We start from the raw sequence: 22,908 nt of genomic DNA on the forward strand, positions 1-22,908 counted from the left end.
GGGACGCATCGACGTCCCCGGCAGCCTGTGGGCCTTACAGACCGACGATACCGCCATCCGTCTTGGTAATGACGATCGTCGCCGAGCGCGGGCGACCGGTGCCGGTCCCCGTCGCCTGGCTCTGCGGCCAGTTGCTGGTGATATTGGTTGGGCCGCCGCCTTCACCCGGATGCTGGATGTTGACGAACAGGGTACGGCCGTCCGGCGTCGAATCGATGCCGGTGATCTCGCACTGTTTCGGCCCGACGAGGAAGCGCTTCAGCGCCGCACCCGGCGCCTTGCCGATCCGCGTCGTCTGCGATCCGACCGCGCCGTTGAGGCTGTTGGTGATCGTCCGCGTGCCGCCGTCGCCGACACTGCCCGGGATCGCGGCCAGCATCATGCAATTGGTGACGTCGGTATAGGCGCCGTCGTCGGTCTGGATCCACAGCAACGGCGTCCCCTGCCCCGCGACATTGGTCGGACGCGCGAACCACAGGCCGTCCGGCGACGAGAAGTCGTTAGTGGCATCGAGGTTCGACAGGTTGATGTTGGCGGGGTTGAGGTCGCTGCCCGCACCAAAGGCATAGATGTCCCAGGTGAAGCTGAGCGATTCGCTGCTGTCCCCGGTTTCGCGAAGGCGGAAGACATGGCCGTTGGCATTGCCGTTGGTCGCGCCGCCGGTGGTCTTGGGATCACTATAGGCCCGCGGATTCGCCGCGTCGGTGGTGGCGACGGTGCGCGAGGAATTGTTGGTCAGCGTCAGGTACATCTCGCCGTTAACCGGATTGACCGCGGTCCATTCCGGGCGATCCATGCGGGTCGCGCCCAGCGCGTCGCCGGCGAGGCGGGCGTGGGTGAGCACGTCGGCCTGGTCAGCAAAGGCATAAGCGGCATTGGCGCCCGTCAGCGGCGCGGTGCCGAAGGTCAGCGGCAGCCACTGCCCGCTGCCATCGGCATTCATCTTCGCCACGTAGAGCGTGCCGCTGTCCAGATATTTGTCGCCGATCGCGAGGCGATTGGCGGCGGTTGCATCCGCTGCGGCCCAGGGCGTCGCGGAGACGAACTTGTAGACATATTCGTTCTGCGCATCGTCGCCCATGTAGAAGGCGGGCCGGATCCCCGGCACCATCCGGCCCGGCACGACGCCCTCGTGGTTCATCCGGCCGAGCGCGGTGCGCTTGCGCGGGGTCGAGGCGGGATCGAACGGATCGATCTCGACGATCCAGCCGTACTGGTTGGGCTCGTTGCGGAAATCGCCGGTGCCGCTGGCGGGCTGCGCCGGGTCGAGCGTCGCGTTGAACTTGGCGATGCGGGTGTCGCCTGCCGCCGGGGCCGTCGCGGTCGCCCAGACGTAATTGCCCTTGCGCAGGGTGTCGCCGCTGCTCATGCCGAGCCCGTAGCGGTTGAATGCGACGACCGAACGCGCACCGAGCGCCGTCGTGCGGCGGGCGTTGTCACCCGCCTCGCGCCGGTAATAGCCGGCCCAGTTTTCCTCGGCGGTGCAATAGGTCATCCACGGCATCGTGCCGTTGGCGCAATTGTTGATCGTGCCGCGGCCTGCGCGTCCCGTGGGCGAGAAGGCGGTGAACAGCAGGGCATTGCCCGCGACCGGGCCCGAGAAGCTCATCGGCGTGAACGGGGTGATGCGACGGTTGAGGCCGCTGGCCGGTACATAGGACCAGCCGGTGGTGCCGCGCGTGATCTCGATGACGCTGACGCCGTGCGCCTCGATCTCCTTGAGCGCCTCGGCGGTCGGGCGCGGGCCGTCGGCGAGGTTGGTCGGGCCGTTCGGGTGCAGATAGCTTTCGGTGATGTTCTCGTGGTTCATCACCAACAGGCCGCGGCTGCTGTTGTTGGCATCGGGGGTGGTGCCGGTCGCGGCGAGGCCGAAGAAGCTCATGCCGTCATGATGATCGCCGGCGCGCGCCGAGAAGGTCGTGTCGCTGCCGTCGTTGGCATAGGCGCCGACGCTGGCGTTGATCGGATCGCCGAGGCGGTAGAGCACGGTCACCTGATAGCCCGACGGCACGGCGACGATATCCGCGAGGCTCTTGGGCACGGCGGTGAAATCGAGCGTGGCGGGCGCGACGGTGACGGTGGTGTCGGCGGTCGAGGTAATGCCGTCCGACGAGCGGCTGCTGAACCGGAAGCTGAGCACCGTCGATGCGGTGACCGCGGGGGCGGTGAAGCTGGCGGTGCCGGTGGCGCCGTTGGTCAGCGTCACGATCGGGCCGCCGATCTGCGTCCAGCTGGCGGCCGAGGAATTGCCGCTGGTCACCGCACCGCTGAGCGTCACGGTCTTGCCGGCCGAGGTGGTGATCGCCGACCCGGCGGTGACGGTAGTGGCGCGGCGATCGTCGTCCTTGTCGCAGGCGGTCAGCATCGTGCTGCCGAACACCGCCGCGGTCATCGCCGACAGGCCGCCGTGCAGCGTCTGGCGGCGCGAATAGCGCGAGGCGATCAGATCGGCGATATGCGGGTTGGCGGTCTGGTTGGTATCGATGTCGCCATCGTCGTAGCCGATCGTCGGCTGGGTCGGCATGGTCATGATTTTTCCCCCGGATTTTTTGCGGCAGCGCGCCGCCGATGCCGTTGCTTTGCAGGGAGAAAGCGGCATTCCGGTTGCACCCGGATGACGGGACGATGAAGCGGAGATGACGGATCGGAGACGGTGCCGGGCAGGCACCCGTGCCGGTTGACTTGCCGCCGCTTTCCGCTATGAGCGCGGCCTTGCCGACGGGTTCGCCCGCCGTGCATCCGTCCGAGACAGCAGGTGCCGCGGAATATGCCGCAGCTTAATGTCCTGCCGAGACGGGGACAGGAATTCACGATCCGCACCGCGAGACGATCGCGCGCGGGTCTGCCGCCCTTCACGGGTGCCTTCCCCATCGATGGACAACCCCGGCGGGGTTTTCCCCACCGGTTTGTAACCGGGTGGGCTGTTTGCGCAGTCCGTTCAAACGTGGAGAATGGCATGGATCGTGCTCAAAAGGCCGCGGCCGTTGCCGAGTTGAATCGCACCTTTTCCGAGGTCGGCGTGGTGGTTGTCACCCGCAACAACGGAATGACGGTTGCCCAGTCCACCCGACTGCGCAACGCGATGCGTGATGCCGGCGCGACCTACAAGGTCTCGAAGAACAAGCTTGCCAAGATCGCACTGGATGGCACCGATTACGGTTCGGTGGGCGACATGCTCACGGGCCCCGTCGGCCTCGCCACCTCGATCGATCCGGTCGCCGCAGCGAAGGTTGCGGTCGAATTCGCGAAGACGAACGACAAGTTCGAAATCGTGGGCGGAGCGATGGGTGCGACCCCTCTCGACCTCGCTGGCGTGCAAGCGCTCGCTACCCTGCCCTCGCTGGATGAACTCCGGGCGAAGATCGTCGGCCTCATCGTTGCTCCGGCAACGAAGCTCGCGACCATCACCCAGGCTCCCGCGGCGCAGATCGCGCGCGTGCTGTCGGCTTATGCCGAGAAGGAAGCCGCCTGAATTTCAGGCGCTTTTGGACAAGCGAATTTCAACTGACACTGTGGGGCGCATGCCCCGACATATGAAGGAAGTACCATGGCAGACCTGAACGCGCTCGTTGAGAGCCTGAGCGAACTGACCGTCCTCGAAGCAGCCGAGCTGTCGAAGCTGCTCGAAGAGAAGTGGGGCGTTTCGGCCGCAGCAGCGGTCGCAGCACCGGCAGCCGGCGGTGGCGCAGCCGCTCCGGCCGCTGAAGAGAAGACCGAATTCGACGTCATCCTGACCGGCGACGGTGGCAAGAAGATCAACGTGATCAAGGAAGTCCGCGCGATCACCGGCCTGGGCCTGACCGAAGCGAAGGCTCTCGTCGAGGGCGCGCCGAAGGCCGTCAAGGAAGGCGTGAACAAGGACGAGGCCGAGAAGGTCAAGAAGCAGCTCGAAGACGCCGGCGCGACCGTCGAGCTGAAGTAAGCCGCAGTATCGGGGCTCGCTCGCGCAAGCCCCGATACAAGGCCGGCCGGCGCGGCCAGAAGCCGCGTCCGACGTCATGGGCTTTGCCCATGACCGGCCCAGCCAGCCAAGCGACACGAAAAAGGGCGGCTCCCGCGAGGGAAGCCGCCCTTTTTTGCGTTTACGAAAGATGCCGCGCGGCCCCGGCGCCCCTCCCCTCAGCGAGCGATCGCCGCCGCATAGGGGCGCGTGCCGAGCGCATCGTACATGCGCGCCGGCTGGTCGAGCCACAGCGGCGCCAGCTTGGCGCTGTCGACGCGCTCGACGCCGATTGCGAACGCCTGCGCCGCCTGCCCGTCCGCCACGCCGGCATCGTAAAGCGCATTGACCGCGACGACCGGCACGAACATCGCCCGCCCGCCGGCATCCAATGGCCGGATATCGGCGCGCGGAAGCGCGACGACGATCCGCACGCGGCGCTCCTCGCCGGGGGCGAGCGCGAAGGGGGGCGTGACCGGGCGCGCCACCGGCTGCGCGAACACGGCAGCGACATCGCCCGGCGGTCCGGCCGAGGCACCGATCAGCACGGCACCGATGCGGATGCCGGTCGCCGGCACGACCCCGTCGTTGCGGACCAGCAGTTCGCCCTCCACCGTCGCGCTGAGCAGGTTGAGGCCGGCGCGCCGCGGCTGGAGTTCCAGCGCGAGCCGTGCACGATCCGCAGCGACCGGCGCCGGAGCGGGCGCGACCGGCGGAACGACGGGGTCGGGCTCGACCGACGGCGCCAGCAGGGGGACCGCGACGCGACCGCGCGCGCGATACCACCAGACGCCCGCCGCGGCCGCCAGCACGACACCGCCGATCGGCCAGAGCGGCCAGCCGTCCCCGCTTTCCGGCGGGACGGCTGCCGGGACGAGCGTCGCGGTCGCGGTCGCGGTCGCGGTCGGGGACGCCTCGGGTGCTGGTGCGAGGACCGGCGTCGCGCTCGGCGCGGGCGTCGGCGTCGCGCGGGATGTGGGAGATGCGGTCGCCGTCGGCGTCGGGCGCACCTCGACCCGCGGCGTCGCCCGCGCCGTCGGGGTCGGGCGCGGTGCCGGGGTCGCGGCGGGGGTCGGTGTCGGGGCGGGCGTCGTCTCGGGGCTCGGCACCGGCGTGGGGGTCGGCTGCGAGGAGGGCAGGCTGAACCCGTCGAGGCCTGGGATCGTCTGGGGCGGCGTGCCCCCCGACGTCTGCGCCGCGGCGCCGGTCGCCGTTCCCGCCAGCAGCATGGCGATCGCGCCTGTACGCGCGCGCCGCGAAATGTTCATGGACCCTGTACTCACCCGAAAGCCTTTGCGCGCTCCTTAGTGAACCGCGCCACGCCGCCATCCGTGCTGCGACGAAACGCCCCGCCGGGTCGGCAGGGCGAGGCACGCCGTTGGACCGGCGTTGGCCCCTCCCCCTTTGACAGGCACCAACACTGGTCCTATATCCGCCTTTCACCACCGCTTTCGGGACATGATGCGCCGTCGCGCAGTGCATCGTACGAATAGGGAGCCGCGGTTTCATAGACGCTGAAGGCCGACGCACTGCGATGCGATCGGCTTTTTTGCGTCGCTGCTCGCGTCCCGCTCCGGAGGTTTCCGGGCACGATATTCCGGCCGCACCCGCGTTCGCGGGCAGGCCACGACTGAGGGCATAACGATCATGGCCACCAAGGCGATCCAGGGCAGCACCGCAAAGCGGCGCATCCGCAAGATCTTCGGGGACATCCACGAAGTCATCCAGATGCCGAACCTGATCGAGGTTCAGCGCGAAAGCTACGAGCAGTTCCTGCGCTCGGACAAGAGCACCGGCCATGTGTCGGGCCTCGAGAAGACGCTGCGCAGCGTCTTCCCGATCCAGGATTTCGCCGGCACCGCCTATCTCGACTTCGACGATTACGTCCTCGAGCCGCCGAAGTTCGACGTCGAGGAATGCCGCCAGCGGGGCATCACCTATGCCGCGCCGATGCGCGTCACGCTGCGCCTGACCGCGTTCGAGGTCGATCCGGATACCGAGGCCAAGTCGGTCATCGATATCAAGGAGCAGGACGTCTACATGGGCGACATGCCGCTCATGACCGAGAACGGCACCTTCTTCATCAACGGCACCGAGCGCGTGATCGTCAGCCAGATGCACCGGTCGCCGGGCGTGCTGTTCGACCATGACCGAGGCAAGACCCACGCATCGGGCAAGTATCTGTTCGCCGCCCGCGTCATCCCCTATCGCGGCTCGTGGCTCGACTTCGAATTCGACGCCAAGGACATCGTCAACGTCCGCATCGATCGCAAGCGCAAGCTGCCGGTGACGGCGCTGCTCTATGCGCTCGGCATGACCAGCGAGGACATCCTCAACCACTTCTACAACCGCGTTACCTACGTCCGCGGCCAGGGTGGCTGGATCATCCCCTTCGCCGCCGAAAACTGGCGCGGCGTGAAGCCGCTGTTCGACATCGTCGACGCCTCGTCGGGCGAAGTGGTGTTCGCCGCGCAGCAGAAGATCAGCCCCCGCGCCGCCAACAAGGCGGCCAAGGACGGCCTCACCCAACTGCTGATCCCGACCGAGGAGATCTTCGGTCGCTATTCGGCCTATGACCTCATCAACGAGACGACGGGCGAGATCTACGTCGAGGCCGGCGACGAAATCGGCGCCGAGAACCTCGAGGCGCTCGACAAGGCGGGCATCGACACGATCGAGCTGCTCGACATCGACCATGTCTCGACCGGCGCGTGGATCCGCAACACGCTCAAGGCCGACAAGGCCGAGGAGCGCGAGCAGGCGCTGTCCGACATCTATCGCGTCATGCGTCCCGGCGAGCCGCCGACGCTGGAGACGGCCGAAGCGCTGTTCGCCGGCCTGTTCTTCGATCCGGACCGCTACGACCTGTCGGCCGTCGGCCGCGTCAAGCTCAACATGCGCCTCGACCTCGACGCCGAGGATACGGTGACGACGCTGCGCAGCGAGGATATCCTCGCCGTCATCAAGACGCTGGTCGGCCTGAAGGACGGCAAGGGCGAGATCGACGACATCGACAACCTTGGCAACCGCCGCGTGCGTTCGGTGGGCGAGCTGCTCGAGAACCAGTATCGCGTCGGCCTGCTCCGCATGGAGCGCGCCGTGAAGGAGCGCATGTCCTCGGTCGACGTGTCGACGGTGATGCCGAACGACCTCATCAACGCCAAGCCGGCGGTGGCCGCGGTGCGTGAATTCTTCGGCTCGTCGCAGCTGTCGCAGTTCATGGACCAGACCAATCCGCTGTCCGAAGTGACGCACAAGCGTCGCGTCTCAGCGCTCGGGCCGGGCGGTCTGACGCGTGAGCGTGCGGGCTTCGAGGTCCGCGACGTTCATCCGACACATTATGGCCGCATCTGCCCGATCGAGACGCCGGAAGGCCCGAACATCGGCCTCATCAACAGCCTCGCCTCGTTCAGCCGGGTCAACAAATACGGCTTCATCGAGACGCCGTACCGCAAGATCATCGACGGCAAGGTAACCGACGACGTCGTCTATCTGTCGGCGATGGAAGAGGCCAAGCACACGATCGCGCAGGCTTCGGCCGAACTGAAGGACGACAGCAGCTTCGCCGAGGAGCTCGTGTCCGCGCGTCAGGCCGGCGAATTCCTGATGGCGCTGCCCGAGACGATCACGCTGATGGACGTTAGCCCGAAGCAGTTGGTCTCGGTCGCCGCGTCGCTCATTCCGTTCCTGGAAAACGATGACGCCAACCGCGCGCTGATGGGCTCGAACATGCAGCGTCAGGCCGTGCCGCTGGTGAAGGCGGAAGCGCCGTTCGTCGGCACCGGCATGGAAGAGACCGTGGCGCGCGATTCAGGCGCCGCGATCGCCGCCAAGCGCGCCGGCATCGTCGACCAGGTCGATGCCAGCCGCATCGTCGTGCGCGCCACCGGTGAGGTCGATTCGGCCAAGTCGGGCGTCGACATCTACACGCTGATGAAGTTCCAGCGTTCGAACCAGTCGACCTGCATCAACCAGCGTCCGCTGGTGAAGGTGGGCGACGTGGTCAACGCCGGCGACGTCATCGCCGACGGCCCCTCGACCGAGTTCGGCGAGCTGGCGCTGGGTCGCAACGCGCTCGTCGCGTTCATGCCCTGGAACGGCTACAACTATGAGGATTCGATCCTCATCAGCGAGCGGATCGTGAAGGACGACGTGTTCACGTCGATCCACATCGACGAGTTCGAGGTGATGGCCCGCGACACCAAGCTCGGGCCGGAGGACATTACGCGCGACATCCCCAACGTCGGCGAGGAAGCGCTTCGCAACCTCGACGAGGCGGGCATCGTCTATGTCGGCGCCGAGGTCGAGCCGGGCGATATCCTCGTCGGCAAGATCACGCCGAAGGGCGAATCGCCGATGACGCCCGAGGAGAAGCTGCTCCGCGCCATCTTCGGCGAAAAGGCGAGCGACGTGCGCGACACCTCGCTGCGTCTGCCGCCGGGCGTCGCCGGTACGATCGTCGACGTCCGCGTCTTCAATCGCCACGGCATCGACAAGGACGAGCGCGCGATGGCGATCGAGCGCGAGGAGATCGAGCGCCTGAAGAAGGACTCGGACGACGAGCGCACCATCCTGAACCGTGCCACATGGTCGCGTCTGCGCGAGATGCTGCTCGATCAGGTGGCGACCGCCGTGCCGAAGGGCCTGAAGAAGGGCTCGACGATCGACATGGACCTGCTCGACAGCGTCGACCGCCACGAATGGTGGAAGTTCGCGGTGCAGGACGACAAGGTCCAGGCCGACCTAGAAGCCGTCAAGCAGCAGTATGACGAGGCGGCAAAGCGGATCACGGACAAGTTCCACGACCGTCGCGAGAAGCTGGAGCGGGGCGACGAGTTGCCGCCCGGCGTGCTCAAGATGGTCAAGGTCTTCGTCGCGGTGAAGCGCAAGCTGCAGCCGGGCGACAAGATGGCCGGCCGTCACGGCAACAAGGGCGTCATCAGCCGCATCCTGCCGGCGGAGGACATGCCGTTCCTCGCCGACGGGACGCCGGTCGACCTCGTGCTCAACCCGCTGGGCGTGCCGAGCCGCATGAACGTCGGGCAGATCTTCGAAACGCATCTCGGCTGGGCTGCCCGTAACCTTGGCATGCAAGTCGCCAGTGCGCTCGAGGACTGGCGTGACGCCAATCCGGACGCCAAGGCGGGCGAGATGCCCGACGCGGTCAAGGCGCGGCTGATCGAGGTCTATGGCGATCATTATGCCGAGGACATCCAGAGCCGCGATCCGGACGAGATCGTCGAGCTGGTGCACAACATCCGTACCGGCATTCCGATGGGCACCCCGGTGTTCGACGGCGCGCGCGAGAGCGACGTGTCGGCGATGCTGGAGCTGGCGGGCCTCGACACGTCGGGCCAGTCGGAGCTGTTCGACGGCCGCACGGGCGACAAGTTCGACCGCAAGGTGACGGTGGGCATCATCTACATGCTCAAGCTGCACCACCTGGTGGACGACAAGATCCATGCGCGTTCGATCGGGCCGTATTCGTTGGTCACCCAGCAGCCGCTGGGCGGCAAGGCGCAGTTCGGCGGCCAGCGCTTCGGCGAGATGGAGGTCTGGGCGCTCCAGGCCTATGGCGCGGCGTACACGCTCCAGGAAATGCTGACGGTGAAGTCCGACGACGTCGTCGGCCGCACCAAGGTCTATGAGGCGATCGTCAAGGGCGACGACACGTTCGAGGCCGGCATCCCGGAGAGCTTCAACGTGCTCGTCAAGGAAATGCGCAGCCTCGGCCTCAACGTCGACCTCAAGACCATGCAGGACGTGGACGACGAGGGCGGCATCGCGATCGCGGCGGAGTAAGCCACCCCTCTCCCTCTCCCGTCAGGAGAGGGAGGGAGCGGCCGCAGGCCGCGGAAGGGTGAGGACGGTTCGCTGCCCTGCCCTCACCTTCCCACCAGCTTCGCTGGCGGGCCCCTTCCTCTCCCGTTGGGAGAGGAGAAAAGAATTCTGAGAGGTTCATCCCCATGAACGAACTGACCAACTTCGCGAACCCGATCGCAAAGCCTGAGACCTTCGACCAGATCCAGATCGGCATCGCCTCGCCCGACAAGATCCGTTCGTGGTCGTTCGGCGAGATCAAGAAGCCCGAAACCATCAACTATCGCACGTTCAAGCCCGAGCGTGACGGCCTGTTCTGCGCGCGCATCTTTGGTCCGATCAAGGATTACGAGTGCCTGTGCGGCAAGTACAAGCGCATGAAGTACAAGGGTATCGTCTGCGAGAAGTGCGGTGTCGAAGTCACCGTGTCGAAGGTCCGCCGCGAGCGGATGGGCCATATCGAGCTCGCCGCCCCGGTCGCGCACATCTGGTTCCTGAAGTCGCTGCCGTCGCGCATCGGCCTGCTGCTCGACATGCAGCTCAAGCAGCTCGAGCGCGTGCTGTACTTCGAGGCGTATATCGTCATCGAGCCGGGCCTGACCCCGCTCGAGAAGTTCCAACTGATGACCGAGGACGAGCTCCTCGAGGCGCAGGATCAATATGGTGAGGACGCCTTCTCGGCCGGTATCGGCGCCGAGGCCGTGCGCATCATGCTCGAAAGCCTCGACCTCGAAGGCGAGAAGGTCGCGCTGCTCGAAGAGCTGGCGACGACCAAGTCGGAGCTGAAGCCGAAGAAGATCATCAAGCGGCTGAAGGTCGTCGAGAGCTTCCTCGAATCGGGCAACCGTCCGGAGTGGATGATCCTCGAGGTCGTGCCGGTCATCCCGCCCGAGCTGCGCCCGCTGGTGCCGCTGGACGGCGGTCGCTTCGCGACGTCGGATCTCAACGATCTGTACCGCCGCGTCATCAACCGCAACAACCGCCTCAAGCGGCTGATGGAGCTGCGCGCGCCGGACATCATCGTCCGCAACGAAAAGCGCATGCTGCAGGAAGCCGTTGACGCGCTGTTCGACAACGGCCGTCGCGGCCGGACGATCACGGGTGCCAACAAGCGTCCGCTCAAGTCGCTGTCCGACATGCTCAAGGGCAAGCAGGGCCGCTTCCGTCAGAACCTTCTCGGCAAGCGCGTCGACTATTCGGGCCGCTCGGTCATCGTGACCGGTCCGGAGCTCAAGCTGCACCAGTGCGGCCTGCCGAAGAAGATGGCGCTCGAGCTGTTCAAGCCGTTCATCTACGCGCGCCTCGACGCCAAGGGCCTGAGCATGACGCTCAAGCAGGCGAAGAAGTGGGTCGAGAAGGAGCGCAAGGAAGTCTGGGACATCCTGGACGAGGTGATCCGCGAGCATCCAGTGATGCTGAACCGCGCACCGACGCTCCACCGTCTCGGCATCCAGGCGTTCGAGCCGGTGCTGATCGAGGGCAAGGCGATCCAGCTGCACCCGCTGGTCTGCTCGGCGTTCAACGCCGACTTCGACGGCGACCAGATGGCCGTGCACGTCCCGCTGAGCCTCGAGGCACAGCTGGAAGCGCGCGTCCTGATGATGTCGACCAACAACATCCTGTCGCCCGCGAACGGCAAGCCGATCATCGTGCCGTCGCAGGACATGGTGCTGGGCCTCTATTATCTGTCGATGATGAAGGAAGGCGAGCCGGGCGAAGGCATGCTGCTCGGCGACATGGCCGAGGTGCATCAGGCGCTCAACGCGCAGGCGGTGACGCTGCACACCAAGATCATCAGCCGCGTTCCGCAGACCGACGAGGCCGGCAACCAGTACCTCAAGCGCTACGAGACGACGCCGGGCCGCATGCTGCTCGGCGAGACGCTGCCGCACAGCCACAAGGTGCCGTTCGAAACCGTCAACCGCCTGCTCACCAAGAAGGACGTGGGCGACGTGATCGACGAGGTCTATCGTCACACCGGCCAGAAGGAGACCGTGCTGTTCGCCGACGCGATCATGGCACTGGGCTTCCGTCACGCGTTCCGCGCCGGCATCTCGTTCGGCAAGGACGACATGATCATTGCGCCGGACAAGGACAAGCTGGTCGATGAGACGCGCGATCAGGTGAAGGACTTCGAGCAGCAGTATCAGGACGGCCTGATCACGCAGCAGGAGAAGTACAACAAGGTGATCGACGCCTGGAGCCGTTGCGGCGACCAGGTCGCGAACTCGATGATGAACGAGATCAAGGCTGTCCGTCATTACGAAGACGGTCCCAACAAGGGCCGTGAGAAGGACATCAACTCGATCTACATGATGGCCCACTCCGGTGCCCGTGGTTCGCAGGCGCAGATCAAGCAGCTCGCCGGCATGCGCGGGCTGATGGCCAAGCCGTCGGGCGAGATCATCGAGACGCCGATCATCTCGAACTTCAAGGAGGGCCTGACCGTCCTCGAATACTTCAACTCCACCCACGGCGCCCGCAAGGGCCTCGCGGATACGGCCTTGAAGACGGCCAACTCGGGCTACCTCACCCGCCGCCTCGTCGACGTGTCGCAGGATTGCGTCATCGTCGAGGAGGATTGCGGGACCGAGCGCGCGCTGGAGATGAAGGCGATCGTGCAGGGCGGTTCGACCATCGCCTCGCTCGGCGAGCGCATCCTCGGCCGCACGACGGCGGAGGACGTGGTCGATCCGAAGACCAACGCGGTCCTCATCCCGACCGGCACGCTGCTGGACGAGCCGATGATCGCGCAGATCGAGAAGATCGGCATCCAGGGGATGAAGATCCGCTCGCCGCTGGTCTGCGAGAGCAAGATCGGCGTCTGCGGCAAGTGCTACGGGCGCGACCTCGCCCGCGGTACGCCGGTCAACATCGGCGAGGCGGTCGGCGTGATCGCGGCGCAGTCGATCGGCGAGCCGGGCACGCAGCTGACGATGCGCACGTTCCACATCGGTGGCGCGGCGCAGCTCAACGAGCAGTCGAACCTGGAAGCGCCGGTGGACGGCAAGGCGGAGTTCCGCGACCTGCGCCTGATCGTCGATCAGCGTGGCCGCCGCGTGACGCTGTCGCGTTCGGGCGAGATCGCGATCGTCGACATGGACGGCCGTGAGCTCTCGACGCACCGCATCCCGTACGGTGCCTATGTGATGTTCGACGACGGCCACGTGCTGTCGAAGGGCGATCGCATGGCCGAGTGGGACCCGTTCACCATGCCGGTGATCACGGAGAACTCGGGTATCGTGAAATATGTCGATCTGACCGAGGGCAAGACGCTCACCGAGCAGACCGACGAAGCGACCGGTATCGCCCAGCGCGTCGTCATCGAATACCGCACCTCGTCCAAGTCGAAGGAGGATCTGCGTCCGCGCCTGACCCTCACCACGACCGAGGACGGCGAGGCGGCCCGCTATATGCTGACCACCGGCGCGGTGTTGTCGGTCGACGACAATGCGCAGGTCCAGGCCGGCGACGTGCTGGCGCGCGTGTCGCGCGAGAGCGCGAAGACCCGCGACATCACCGGCGGTCTGCCGCGGGTCGCCGAACTGTTCGAGGCGCGCATCCCCAAGGAAGCGGCGATCATCGCCAAGGTTTCCGGCCGGGTCGTGTTCGGCAAGGACTATAAGGCGAAGCGCAAGATCGGCATCCAGCCAGAGGACGGCGGCGACGTCGTCGAATATCTGGTGCCGAAGTCGAAGGTGATCGACGTTCAGGAAGGCGACTACGTCAAGCGTGGCGACAACCTGATCGGCGGTTCGCCGAACCCGCACGACATCCTGGAGACGATGGGGATCGAGCCGCTGGCCGAATATCTCGTCAGCGAAATCCAGGAAGTCTATCGACTGCAGGGCGTGAAGATCAACGACAAGCACATCGAGACGATCGTTCGTCAGATGCTGCAGAAGGTCGAGATCACCGACGGCGGCGACACCACGCTGCTGAAGGGCGAGCAGGTCGATCGCGAGGAAATGGACGCGACCAACGAGAAGCTGGGCGCGAACGAGGCCCCCGCGCACGGCAAGCCCGTCCTGCTCGGCATCACCAAGGCGTCGCTGCAGACCCGCAGCTTCATCTCGGCGGCGTCGTTCCAGGAAACCACCCGCGTCCTCACCGAGGCGGCGGTCCAGGGCAAACAGGACACGCTGATGGGCCTGAAGGAGAACGTGATCGTCGGTCGCCTGATCCCGGCGGGCACGGGTGCGGGCATGAACCGCCTGCGCGTCGCGGCCTCGTCGCGTGACGCGGCGCTCCGTGCGCAGCAGCGTTCGCTCGCCGCGGCGATCGTCGCACCGGCATCGGCCGCGGAACTCCGCGCCGCCGAGGCGCAGCGTTCGAAGCGCGAGGACACCGGCACGGGTCCCGACCCGCTCGCCGAGGTCACGCCCTCGGGCGACGGCAGCGATGCCGCTGCCGGCGAGTATCTGAACCAGGAGTGATCCCGGTTCGGGCTACGGCCTGATCGCATGAAGGAGCCGCCGTCCGGGCAACCGGGCGGCGGTTTCTTTTTGCGCGCACGCCCTCCCGGCGATCGGCACGGTCCCGGCAAGCCGGCGGCGGCCCCGCCCCGCCCCGCCCCGCCCCGCCCCGCCCCCACGGGACCGGATTGACCGATCGGCTCTTTCATCACCCATTACGGACCATAACGTATATTAATGACGGCTATAATATTATAGACCGGTGATCGCCACAGCATGGAAAGCGAACGTCGCTATGTCTCCGGAAATGCAGTCTGTTCATAACGACGCAGCGGCGCTGCAAAAACTGGGCGCCCTGCTCGGCGAGGCCATCGGGATCGCCGATGAACTCGGACTAGATTTCACCGCGATCCGCATCGCCGAAGCGATGACCGCGATCTGCAACCAGACCGACAATCCGGTCTGGGAGGGAGTCCCCCTGCTCAACTGATCCCGGGCGCACCGCGCTCAGTCGACGTGCAGCGCCGGGTTCACCATGCTGCACACCTGCGCGATGAAGGCGATCCGCAACGCCTGCGACAGCGATTGCGCGTCGAGCTTGGCCATCACGTTGGCGCGATGGATCTCGACCGTGCGGGCGGAGATGGCGAGGCGGCGCGCGATCTCCTTGTTCGACCAGCCCCGGGTCAGGCCCTCGAGCACCTCGCGCTCGCGGCCGCTGAGCTGATCGAGCGCAGCCTGCACCCGGCGCATCGTCGCGGCCCGGCGCTGCGCCTGCTTCAGGCGATAGCGGGCGACACCCATCGCCTCGTACAGGCGGCCTTCGTCGATCGGCTTGGGCATGACGTCGATCGCGCCGCGCCGCATCGCCGCCACCGCGGTTTCCATATCGGCGCGGGCCGTCGCGATCACGCACGGCATGCCGATCGCGGGACTGGCCAGCCGCGCCTGCAGGCCCGCGACGTCGACGTCCCCCACGAACGGGTCGATCACGACGCAGCCCGCATCCGCCGCGTCGCATCCGTCGGTAAAGTCGGCCACCGACGGCCATGGCTGGACGACGAACGCCCGCCGCGTCAGCGCATCGGATATCCGCCGGAATGCCGCCCCATCCTCGTCGACGACATGCACCCGGACGATGTCCAGCGCCGCCGCGTCCGGATGCAGATTCAGCTTCATGATCTCACACCCTGTTACGACCGGTCGCTATCACCTTAATCTCGTTAGGGAAAATGTGAAAGGACCAGCGCCGGGGAATGACCGTCCCGACGCGGAACGGCGGCCCGCGGCGTCACACGTGCGGGCGGGCGCTGTCCTCGCTGATCGGGCGGCCGCGCGTCGCCTCTTCCCCCTGTCCCTCGGCCCCCCGCACTTCATCCCCCCGCACTTCATCCATCGTCCGCGCGATGGTTTCGAACCGGCCGTCGCGGATGCGGATCTCGTTGAACGCCGGCGGCGAGTTGCGCACCCGCTTCGACAGGGTACCCGCACCGATCATCCGCACCGTCCGCCCCTCGCGCTCGACCGGTACGTCGAACGGGTCGTGGACATGGCCGGAGAGCACCGCATGCGCCCCGGCCTGCGCCAGCGCGGTGAGCGCGCCGTCGCCATGGCGGGTCTTCGCCGTCCCCTTCGTACCGCCCTCGATCAGCGGATGGTGCGCGGCGACGAAGATCAGCCGCCCCGGCGGCGCCTGTTCGATCATCGCAAGCGCGCGGCGCAGCGACCCGGGGCTGACCCGCCCCTTCGACCAGTTCCACCGCCATTGCGCACGCGCCGTCGTCTTGAGCGGCACGATCGTCACCTCGGGCAGGTCGAGTTCGCGCTCGATCATCCGCTCGACCGCCGCATAGCGCTGATAGGGGGCGAACAGGCGGCGGAACGGGTCCCAGTAATAGGGAATGTCGTGGTTGCCGACCTCCAGCGTCACCGGCACGCCCAGGCTGCGCAGCCAGTCGCCGCCGCGCTGGAACTCGTCGCGTGTCGCTCGCATCGTCAGGTCGCCGGTCATGATGACGGCATCGGGCCGTTCCGCCGCGACCCGCTCGCCGAACCAGGCGATTGCCTCGGGGTCTTCCGCACCGAAATGAACGTCGCTGACGTGAAACAGCCTTATCATGATCCCCCGGATGCGCCCGCGGACGCGATAGTCGTCGGCACGCTGCTAGGCCCGCACGCAATGGTTCGGCAAGTGCACCCGTCGCCCAACCCGTGGCCGGCCGAGCCGTTCCGCCGCCGCGGGTTGATCGAAATCAGTCAGCGCCTGATTGTAATGCGGGTCCGCCCGGCCCATGCTCGCTGCAACCACTATCAAGAGTGACGATGGCGATACCGACGACGACCGACCCGACGCTCGACTTGACCGCATGCGACCGCGAGCCGATCCATATTCCGGGAGCCATCCAGCCGCACGGCCTGCTGCTCATCGCCGACGCCGCGGACGCGCATCGTGTGATCGCAGGGGCCGGCGACCTCGAGGCGCGGCTGTCGCCCGACTGGCTCGACCGCCCGCTCGCCGCCCTGCTCGGGCAGGACGTGGATCGCGCGTTGCATGCCGCGGTCGGGCCGACCGCACCGATTCCGGAGCCGGTCGCGGGGATCGACGAACGCTTCGTCGCGACCGTGCACCGCAGCGGCGACCGCCTGCTGGTCGAACTGGAGCCGATCGTCAGCGAGCCGATGACCGCGACCGCGATGCTCGCCTGGCTCGACGCGGCGGCCGGCACGTTCGAACGGGCGATGGACACGCAGACGCTGTTCGATCGCGCCGCCGTCGCCTTCCGCACGCTGACCGGGTTCGACCGGGTGATGATCTATCGCTTCCTCGACGACGATGCCGGCCGGGTCGTCGCGGAGGATCGCGATCCCGCGCTCGACACCTTCCGCAACCATCATTTCCCCGCCTCGGACATTCCGAAACAGGCGCGTGCGCTGTACGTCCGCAACCGCGCGCGCGCGATCCCGCAGCTCGACTATGTCCCCGCCCCGCTGCGTCCGGCGGGCTTTGCCGCCTGTGACCTCAGCGACGTCGCGCTGCGGCACGTGTCGCCGATCCACCTCCAGTATCTGCGCAACATGGGCGTCGGCGCGTCGGCGTCGATCTCGATCGTCATGGACGGCCTGTTGTGGGGCCTCGTCGCCTGCCACCACAACGGCCCGCGCCTGCTGCCGCCGGACGTGCGCAGCGCCGCCGCGACGCTGGCCAGCGGCCTCGCCCGCCAGATCCGCGCCAAGGAGGAGGCCGCCGCCTATCGCGAGCGTATCGCGCTCCGCGCCGCGGAGGACAGCGTCGTGCCGCGCCTCAACAGCGAGGAGCCGCTGCGCGAGGCGGTGATCGCGGTGAAGGAAGAGCTGCGGACGATGCTCGACGCGGACGGCTTTGCGATGGTCGCGGGCAATCAGGTCGAATTGGTCGGCCATTGCCCCGATGCGCGCACGCTGATCGCCATCGCCCGCTGGGTGCGCGGCCGCGGCACCGAACCGGTCGCGACGCACGAACTGTCCGCGCTCTTCCCCGCGGCGCGCGATCATATCGGCCATGCCAGCGGCCTGCTCGCGCTGCCGCTGCACGACGAGAACGCGATGCTGCTGTGGTTGCGCGCCGAGCATGTCGAAACGATCGCCTGGGCGGGCAATCCGCACAAATCGGTCGGTCTCGTCCCCGGCGAGACGCTGACCCCGCGCGCCTCGTTCGACAGCTATGCGGAGACGGTGCGCGGCCGGTCGCGGCGCTGGACGCTCGAACAGATCGAGGCCGCGCATCGCCTGCGCCGCCGTTTCCACGAGGCGCGCCAGCATCTGCAGGTCCGCATCCTCAACCGCGAACTCAACAGGACGCTGGCGGAGAAGGACGCCCTGCTCGCGCAGAAGGACGTCCTGATGAAGGAGGTCAACCACCGGGTGCAGAACAGCCTGCAGCTGGTCGCCTCGTTCCTGCGACTGCAGGCGAAGACCGCGGGCGGCACCGTCGCCGACCATCTGGCGGAGGCGCAGGCGCGGCTCGCCGCGGTGGCGCTGGTCCATCGTCGGCTGTACCGCGACGACCAGGTCGAGAGCGTCGACCTGTCGCGCTACATCGACGAACTGGTCGCCGACATGCGCACCTCGCTGGGCGCGGAATGGGGCCGGCACATCCGCCTCGACCTCGCGCCGATCCTCGTGCCGACCGATCGTGCGGTGAACATCGGCCTGATCCTCACCGAGCTGGTCATCAATGCGAGCAAATATGCCTATGGCGGCGGTCCCGGCCCGATCGCGATCGCGCTGGAACAGCATGGCGCGAAGCTGCGGCTGATCGTCGCCGACGATGGCCGCGGCAAGGGCGACGGCGAAGGCTTCGGCAGCCGCATGATGAGCGCGATGGTGCAGCGGCTCGACGGCACGATCGAATATGGCGACAACCATCCCGGCCTGCGTGCGATCATGACCGCACCGATCGCGGACTGACGGTCGCGCCGGCTCGCCGGCAAATATGTTGGAGTCGTTTCCTCGGCAGAACGACATCGTCATAAGGAAAGCTTCATCGCCTTGCGCTATCGCCGCCGTATGACGGGGATTGGCGGGACCAGGGCGATGCATGCGGCGATGGCAGCGAAGGACGGCAGCGACGGCCGCGGTGCCGCGGTACCGTTCATCACCTCGCGCATGTCGCGGTTGTCCGCCTGGATCGGCGGCGCGGCGATCGCCGATGCCGACGACGCCGGGCTGATGCCCGATCCGAACCGCGACGGCCATCGCGCGCTGTTCGCCGATATCGGCGCGTTCCTCGACCGGCATGCGCTGGAACCCAGCGTCGCCCATTACCAGATCGCCCGCACCTACATCCTGCGCGAAAGCCATCAGCTGTCGCGCTCGATCGACGACCGCCTGTGCGCCGGCGGCACGATCGATGCGGCCTTCCTGCACCGGCTGACCAGCCGGCCGTCGCACGATCCCCTCTCTCCCGAACGGATCGCGGACATGGCGGATGCGCTGGCGGCGCGGCTGACCGAAACCGAATGCACGTTCCGCCAGAGCCATGATTCCGCGCGCGACTACGAACAGGCGCTGACGGTCGAGGCTGGTTCGGTCGGCAGCGACCCGGACGGCACCGTCAAACGCCTGCTGGCGCTGACGACGCAGGCGATCGCGCGCAACCGCCAGCTCGCCGACCGGCTGGAGGAAACGCATCGCGAAACCAACCAGCTGCGCCGCAACCTGCACGACGCCCGCCGCGCCGCGGACGAGGATCACCTGACTGGCCTGCCCAACCGCCGCTGCTTCGATCGGCGGCTGAACGCCCTGCCCGCGACGCAGGACGGCGGCGCCCCGCATTGCGTCGCCCTGTGCGACATCGACGATTTCAAGGCGATCAACGATGGCCACGGCCACGACACCGGCGACCGCGTGCTGAAGCTCATCGCCCGCCACCTGACCAACGAACTCGGCATCGCCGTGCTGGTCGCGCGCCATGGCGGCGAGGAATTCGCCTGCCTGTTCGAGGATTGCACGCCGGAGGTCGCGTTCGAGCTGCTCGACGCGGCGCGCGAGACGCTGGGCGGGCGCATCCTCGTCAACCAGACGACGGGGAACGGCATCGGCCGCATCACCTTCTCGGCCGGCGTCGCCAGCCTCGGCGACGACCCCGGCACCGCGATGCGCGCCGCCGATGCCGCGCTCTATGCCGCCAAGCGCGCCGGCAAGGACCGTATCGCCTTCCCTCCGGCGGACGACGTCGGCTAGATCCTAGGCCGCGGCAGCCCGCGCGTAGAGCGCGAAGGTCGCACGCGCCCCCGCCAGCGCCGCCTCGCACCACGCCGCGCCGCAGGCCGCCGCACGCGCATCGAGCGCGGCGAGCAGGCGCCGCCATTCGCCCGGCTGGTGCCGCGCCGCCAGATAGGCCGCGGGCAGCCCCGCCGGCACCGTCCGCGCCAGCAACTGCCCGCCGAGCCGCGAGCCCTCGATCACATAGAGCGCACCCCATCGCGCGGCATCGCCGGTCGCGTCGAACGCGAAGGGCTCCGGCATCGCCGCCTCCATCGCCTGAAGATCACCGGCCAGCGCGGGCGTGCGCGATCGCCAGGCCGGCAAGGCATCGTCGGCCGCCGCCGTCGCCAGCGCCGCCTCGACCGCCGGCAGGGCGCGCGCATGCGCCAGCAGAAAGCGGCGATAGCCGGCAGCATCGTCCAGCGCGAAGCCGCCGAACGCCGCGTCGACGGTGTCGTGATCGCCGGCGGTCGCGGCGCGAAGCTGTTGAACGAAGGACATGAATGTCCCCTGCCCCGCCGGCCCGATGCTGTCGAGGGGGTGGCCGGCGGCGCTCAGGCGGTGCGGTCCACCGCGCCGCTGTTCGCGCCGCCCACAGTCATGCTATCGTCATGCGTGCTCGCCATGGTCAGTCTCCATTCCCCTGGATCGGAACGCCGCGAGAGCGTGGCCGGTCCACTACGGTCCGGCGCAACCGGCAGAATCGGCTTGCACGCCGGTCCGCCGGGCCCCATGCGCGCCGCGCCATCAACGAAAGGTCTCTTATGGTTGCCTGGTTCCAGGCGCTGATGCCGAAGCAAGGTCGTTTCTTCGATCAGTTCGAGGCGCATGCCGCCACGCTGGTCAAGGGCGCCGACGCCTTGCAGAAGCTGTTCAGCGGCGACGGTGCGATCGCACAGCATATCGCGGAGATCGTCGATCGGGAGCATGAGGCCGACGACATCACCCGCGACGTGCTGCAGGACGTGCGCCGGGTGTTCGTGACGCCGTTCGACCGGTCCGCGATCACTGACCTGATCGGCGTCATGGACGATTCGATCGACCAGATGAACCAGACCGCGACCACCATCGAACTGTACGAGGTGTCCGAATTCGCGCCCGACATGCGCGCGATGGTCGATCTGGTGGTCGAGGCCGCCCGGGTGACCGCGGAGGCTATCCCGCTGCTGCGCAAGCTCGACGCCAACGCCGGTCGCCTTCACGACCTCACCGCGCGGCTCGTGTCGCTCGAGGGACAGGCCGACGAATGCCACGCCCGCGGGCTGAAGGCGCTGTTCAAGGCGTGCGGCCCCGACAATCCCATGCGCTTCATCGTCGAGCGCGAGATCTACAGCCATCTGGAACGCACCGCGGACCGGTTCGAGGACATCGCGAACGAGATCCAGGGTCTCGTGATCGATCACGCCTAGGCCATGACCATCTCCTTCACGCTGCTGGTCGCGTTGATCGGCGTGGCGCTGCTGTTCGACTTCCTGAACGGCCTGCACGATGCCGCCAATTCGATCGCGACCGTGGTCTCCACCCGAGTCCTCAAACCGCATCACGCGGTGCTCTGGGCCGCATTCTTCAACTTCATCGCCTTCGCCGTCTTCGGCCTCCACGTCGCCCAGACGGTGGGCAAGGGGATCGTCGATGCGCAGATCATCGATCCACAGGTCATCTTCGGCGCGCTGATGGGCGCGATCGCGTGGAACGTCATCACCTGGCGCTACGGCATCCCGTCCAGTTCCAGCCATGCGCTGATCGGCGGGCTGCTCGGCGCGGGCATGTCCAAGGCGGGTTTCTCCGCGGTCGTCTGGGTCGGCGTCGGCAAGACCGTCGCGGCGATCTTCCTGTCCCCCACCGTCGGCCTGGTCCTCGCCCTGCTGCTGGTGCTCGCGGTGGCGTGGAGTTCGCTGAAGCTGACGCCGATGGGCGTCGACAAGCGCTTCCGCAAATTGCAGCTGATCTCTGCCGCGCTCTACAGCCTCGGCCACGGCGGCAACGACGCGCAGAAGACGATGGGGATCATCGCCGTGTTGCTCTATTCGCAGGGCATGCTCGGCGGCGAATTCCACGTACCCTTCTGGGTGGTGCTGTCGTGTCAGGCGGCGATGGCGCTCGGCACGATGTCGGGCGGGTGGAAGATCGTCCATACGATGGGGTCGAAGATCACCCGCCTCACCCCGGCGCAGGGCTTCTGCGCCGAAACCGGCGGCGCGATCACGCTGTTCATGGCGACGATGGGCGGCATTCCCGTCTCCTCGACCCACACGATCACCGGCGCGATCGTCGGCGTTGGCTCGGCCCGCCGCCTCAGCGCTGTGCGCTGGAACGTCGCCAGCCGCATCGTCGTCGCCTGGGTCGTCACCCTGCCCGCCGCCGGGCTGATTGGTGCGGCCTTCTACGAACTGGCGATCCTGCTGGGGCGCTAACCCTATGAACCGGGGGCCGGACATGCCGACCGAACTGCTGGTGCTGGGCGCATCGACCATCCTGTCCTTCGCCCACATCATGATCCAGGCCCAGGCCGCGACCCGCGAGCGCGGCCTCGACTGGAATGCCGGCGCCCGCGACGGCGCCCGGCCGCCGCTCGGTCCGCTCGCCGGACGCGCCGCCCGCGCGCTGACGAACTTCCAGGAAAGCTACCCGATCTTCATCGCGCTGGCGCTCGGCCTCGCCGTCACCGGCCACACCGGCGGGCTGGGCGCGGCCGGTGCGATCCTGTGGTTCGCCGCACGCATCGCCTATATCCCGCTGTACCTCCTCGGCATCGCCTATGTGCGCAGCCTCGCCTGGCTGCTGTCCATCGCCGGTCTGCTGCTGATGCTGATCCGGTTTTTATAGGGCGCACCGCAGGACGATGTTCGGGAGGCGGTGGTCGCACGGCTGCTGAGCCGGCCCTATCGAACGCCGCGCTCGATCTGACCATCTGCCGTCGTGCTATCGATGGGGGCTGGCCACTCTACAGTGGAGCGGGTGAAGGGAATTTCCCTAGATCACCCGTCC

Annotated in this window: 14 protein-coding genes and 1 pseudogene; 10 read left to right on the forward strand and 5 right to left on the reverse strand. The window is 67.4% G+C overall.

Translation table 11 applies throughout. The annotated features are described in order from the left end of the window. Window positions 1–34 precede the first annotated feature (34 nt). Window positions 35–2,524: a PhoX family protein gene (locus AC1RTO_RS10705; RefSeq protein ID WP_493161200.1), complete on the reverse strand. Its 2,490-nt coding sequence runs from the start codon at window positions 2,522–2,524 to the stop codon at window positions 35–37. Between the two features lie 432 nt (window positions 2,525–2,956). Here AC1RTO_RS10705 and rplJ point away from each other — a divergent pair, with 432 nt between their 5' ends. Both rplJ and rplL read left to right on the forward strand, forming a co-directional pair. Next, complete coding sequence (gene rplJ / locus AC1RTO_RS10710) at window positions 2,957–3,472, forward strand: 50S ribosomal protein L10 (RefSeq protein ID WP_293872825.1); 516 nt, start codon at window positions 2,957–2,959, stop codon at window positions 3,470–3,472. 75 nt (window positions 3,473–3,547) lie between these two features. Continuing rightward, window positions 3,548–3,922, forward strand: coding sequence for a 50S ribosomal protein L7/L12 (rplL, locus tag AC1RTO_RS10715; RefSeq protein WP_293872827.1), 375 nt, complete (start codon window positions 3,548–3,550; stop codon window positions 3,920–3,922). 197 nt (window positions 3,923–4,119) lie between these two features. Here rplL and AC1RTO_RS10720 read toward each other — a convergent pair whose 3' ends face one another. After that, entirely contained in the window at window positions 4,120–5,208 is a 1,089-nt protein-coding gene (locus AC1RTO_RS10720) for a hypothetical protein (protein ID WP_493160860.1), read from the reverse strand. A 379-nt stretch (window positions 5,209–5,587) separates the two neighbouring features. On the opposite strand from AC1RTO_RS10720, the gene rpoB reads away from it, so the two are divergent. The 3 genes from rpoB to AC1RTO_RS10735 all read left to right on the forward strand — a co-directional run bounded on the left by rpoB (window position 5,588) and on the right by AC1RTO_RS10735 (window position 14,665). After that, the gene (rpoB, locus tag AC1RTO_RS10725; RefSeq protein WP_493160861.1) at window positions 5,588–9,742 is read left to right on the forward strand and encodes a DNA-directed RNA polymerase subunit beta; all 4,155 of its coding nucleotides are present in this window, start codon (window positions 5,588–5,590) and stop codon (window positions 9,740–9,742) included. Window positions 9,743–9,906: 164 nt separating this feature from the next. Continuing rightward, window positions 9,907–14,196 carry a DNA-directed RNA polymerase subunit beta' gene (gene rpoC, locus AC1RTO_RS10730; RefSeq protein ID WP_493160862.1) on the forward strand — a complete coding sequence of 1,430 codons (4,290 nt, stop codon included), beginning with the start codon at window positions 9,907–9,909 and terminating at the stop codon, window positions 14,194–14,196. Between the two features lie 241 nt (window positions 14,197–14,437). Then, on the forward strand, window positions 14,438–14,665 hold the full coding sequence (locus AC1RTO_RS10735) for a hypothetical protein (RefSeq protein WP_493160863.1): 228 nt from the start codon (window positions 14,438–14,440) through the stop codon (window positions 14,663–14,665). A 17-nt stretch (window positions 14,666–14,682) separates the two neighbouring features. Here the strand turns inward: AC1RTO_RS10735 and AC1RTO_RS10740 are convergent, their stop codons facing one another. Further along, window positions 14,683–15,354, reverse strand: coding sequence for a response regulator transcription factor (locus tag AC1RTO_RS10740; protein ID WP_493160864.1), 672 nt, complete (start codon window positions 15,352–15,354; stop codon window positions 14,683–14,685). A 112-nt stretch (window positions 15,355–15,466) separates the two neighbouring features. Then, window positions 15,467–16,294: a metallophosphoesterase family protein gene (locus AC1RTO_RS10745; RefSeq protein WP_493160865.1), complete on the reverse strand. Its 828-nt coding sequence runs from the start codon at window positions 16,292–16,294 to the stop codon at window positions 15,467–15,469. A gap of 203 nt (window positions 16,295–16,497) precedes the next feature. On the opposite strand from AC1RTO_RS10745, the gene AC1RTO_RS10750 reads away from it, so the two are divergent. After that, window positions 16,498–18,621: a histidine kinase dimerization/phosphoacceptor domain -containing protein gene (locus tag AC1RTO_RS10750; protein WP_493160866.1), complete on the forward strand. Its 2,124-nt coding sequence runs from the start codon at window positions 16,498–16,500 to the stop codon at window positions 18,619–18,621. 99 nt (window positions 18,622–18,720) lie between these two features. Then, on the forward strand, window positions 18,721–19,896 hold the full coding sequence (locus tag AC1RTO_RS10755) for a GGDEF domain-containing protein (protein ID WP_493160867.1): 1,176 nt from the start codon (window positions 18,721–18,723) through the stop codon (window positions 19,894–19,896). Window positions 19,897–19,899: 3 nt separating this feature from the next. On the opposite strand, the gene AC1RTO_RS10760 is transcribed toward AC1RTO_RS10755, so the two are convergent. Further along, a complete protein-coding gene (locus tag AC1RTO_RS10760; RefSeq protein ID WP_493160868.1) occupies window positions 19,900–20,421 on the reverse strand; it encodes a biliverdin-producing heme oxygenase in 522 nt (173 codons plus the stop codon). Between the two features lie 248 nt (window positions 20,422–20,669). Here AC1RTO_RS10760 and AC1RTO_RS10765 point away from each other — a divergent pair. From AC1RTO_RS10765 to AC1RTO_RS10775, 3 genes and pseudogenes are all read left to right on the forward strand, one after another. Next, window positions 20,670–21,329: pseudogene (locus AC1RTO_RS10765) on the forward strand (DUF47 domain-containing protein); the annotation flags it as partial. 3 nt (window positions 21,330–21,332) lie between these two features. Next, window positions 21,333–22,334: an inorganic phosphate transporter gene (locus AC1RTO_RS10770; protein WP_493160869.1), complete on the forward strand. Its 1,002-nt coding sequence runs from the start codon at window positions 21,333–21,335 to the stop codon at window positions 22,332–22,334. A gap of 4 nt (window positions 22,335–22,338) precedes the next feature. Next, entirely contained in the window at window positions 22,339–22,746 is a 408-nt protein-coding gene (locus AC1RTO_RS10775; RefSeq protein WP_493160870.1) for an MAPEG family protein, read from the forward strand. Window positions 22,747–22,908: the final 162 nt, after the last annotated feature.

The organism is Sphingomonas sp. GW821-FHT10F09 (assembly GCF_058809195.1).

Bases quoted from the DNA above. Each gene is read 5' to 3' on its own strand.
- AC1RTO_RS10705 (WP_493161200.1), bottom strand. From the start codon at position 2,524: ATGCCGACCCAGCCGACGATCGGCTACGACGATGGCGACATCGATACC.
- rplJ (WP_293872825.1), top strand. From the start codon at position 2,957: ATGGATCGTGCTCAAAAGGCCGCGGCCGTTGCCGAGTTGAATCGCACC.
- rplL (WP_293872827.1), top strand. From the start codon at position 3,548: ATGGCAGACCTGAACGCGCTCGTTGAGAGCCTGAGCGAACTGACCGTC.
- AC1RTO_RS10720 (WP_493160860.1), bottom strand. From the start codon at position 5,208: ATGAACATTTCGCGGCGCGCGCGTACAGGCGCGATCGCCATGCTGCTG.
- rpoB (WP_493160861.1), top strand. From the start codon at position 5,588: ATGGCCACCAAGGCGATCCAGGGCAGCACCGCAAAGCGGCGCATCCGC.
- rpoC (WP_493160862.1), top strand. From the start codon at position 9,907: ATGAACGAACTGACCAACTTCGCGAACCCGATCGCAAAGCCTGAGACC.
- AC1RTO_RS10740 (WP_493160864.1), bottom strand. From the start codon at position 15,354: ATGAAGCTGAATCTGCATCCGGACGCGGCGGCGCTGGACATCGTCCGG.
- AC1RTO_RS10745 (WP_493160865.1), bottom strand. From the start codon at position 16,294: ATGATAAGGCTGTTTCACGTCAGCGACGTTCATTTCGGTGCGGAAGAC.
- AC1RTO_RS10750 (WP_493160866.1), top strand. From the start codon at position 16,498: ATGGCGATACCGACGACGACCGACCCGACGCTCGACTTGACCGCATGC.
- AC1RTO_RS10755 (WP_493160867.1), top strand. From the start codon at position 18,721: ATGACGGGGATTGGCGGGACCAGGGCGATGCATGCGGCGATGGCAGCG.
- AC1RTO_RS10760 (WP_493160868.1), bottom strand. From the start codon at position 20,421: ATGTCCTTCGTTCAACAGCTTCGCGCCGCGACCGCCGGCGATCACGAC.
- AC1RTO_RS10770 (WP_493160869.1), top strand. From the start codon at position 21,333: ATGACCATCTCCTTCACGCTGCTGGTCGCGTTGATCGGCGTGGCGCTG.
- AC1RTO_RS10775 (WP_493160870.1), top strand. From the start codon at position 22,339: ATGAACCGGGGGCCGGACATGCCGACCGAACTGCTGGTGCTGGGCGCA.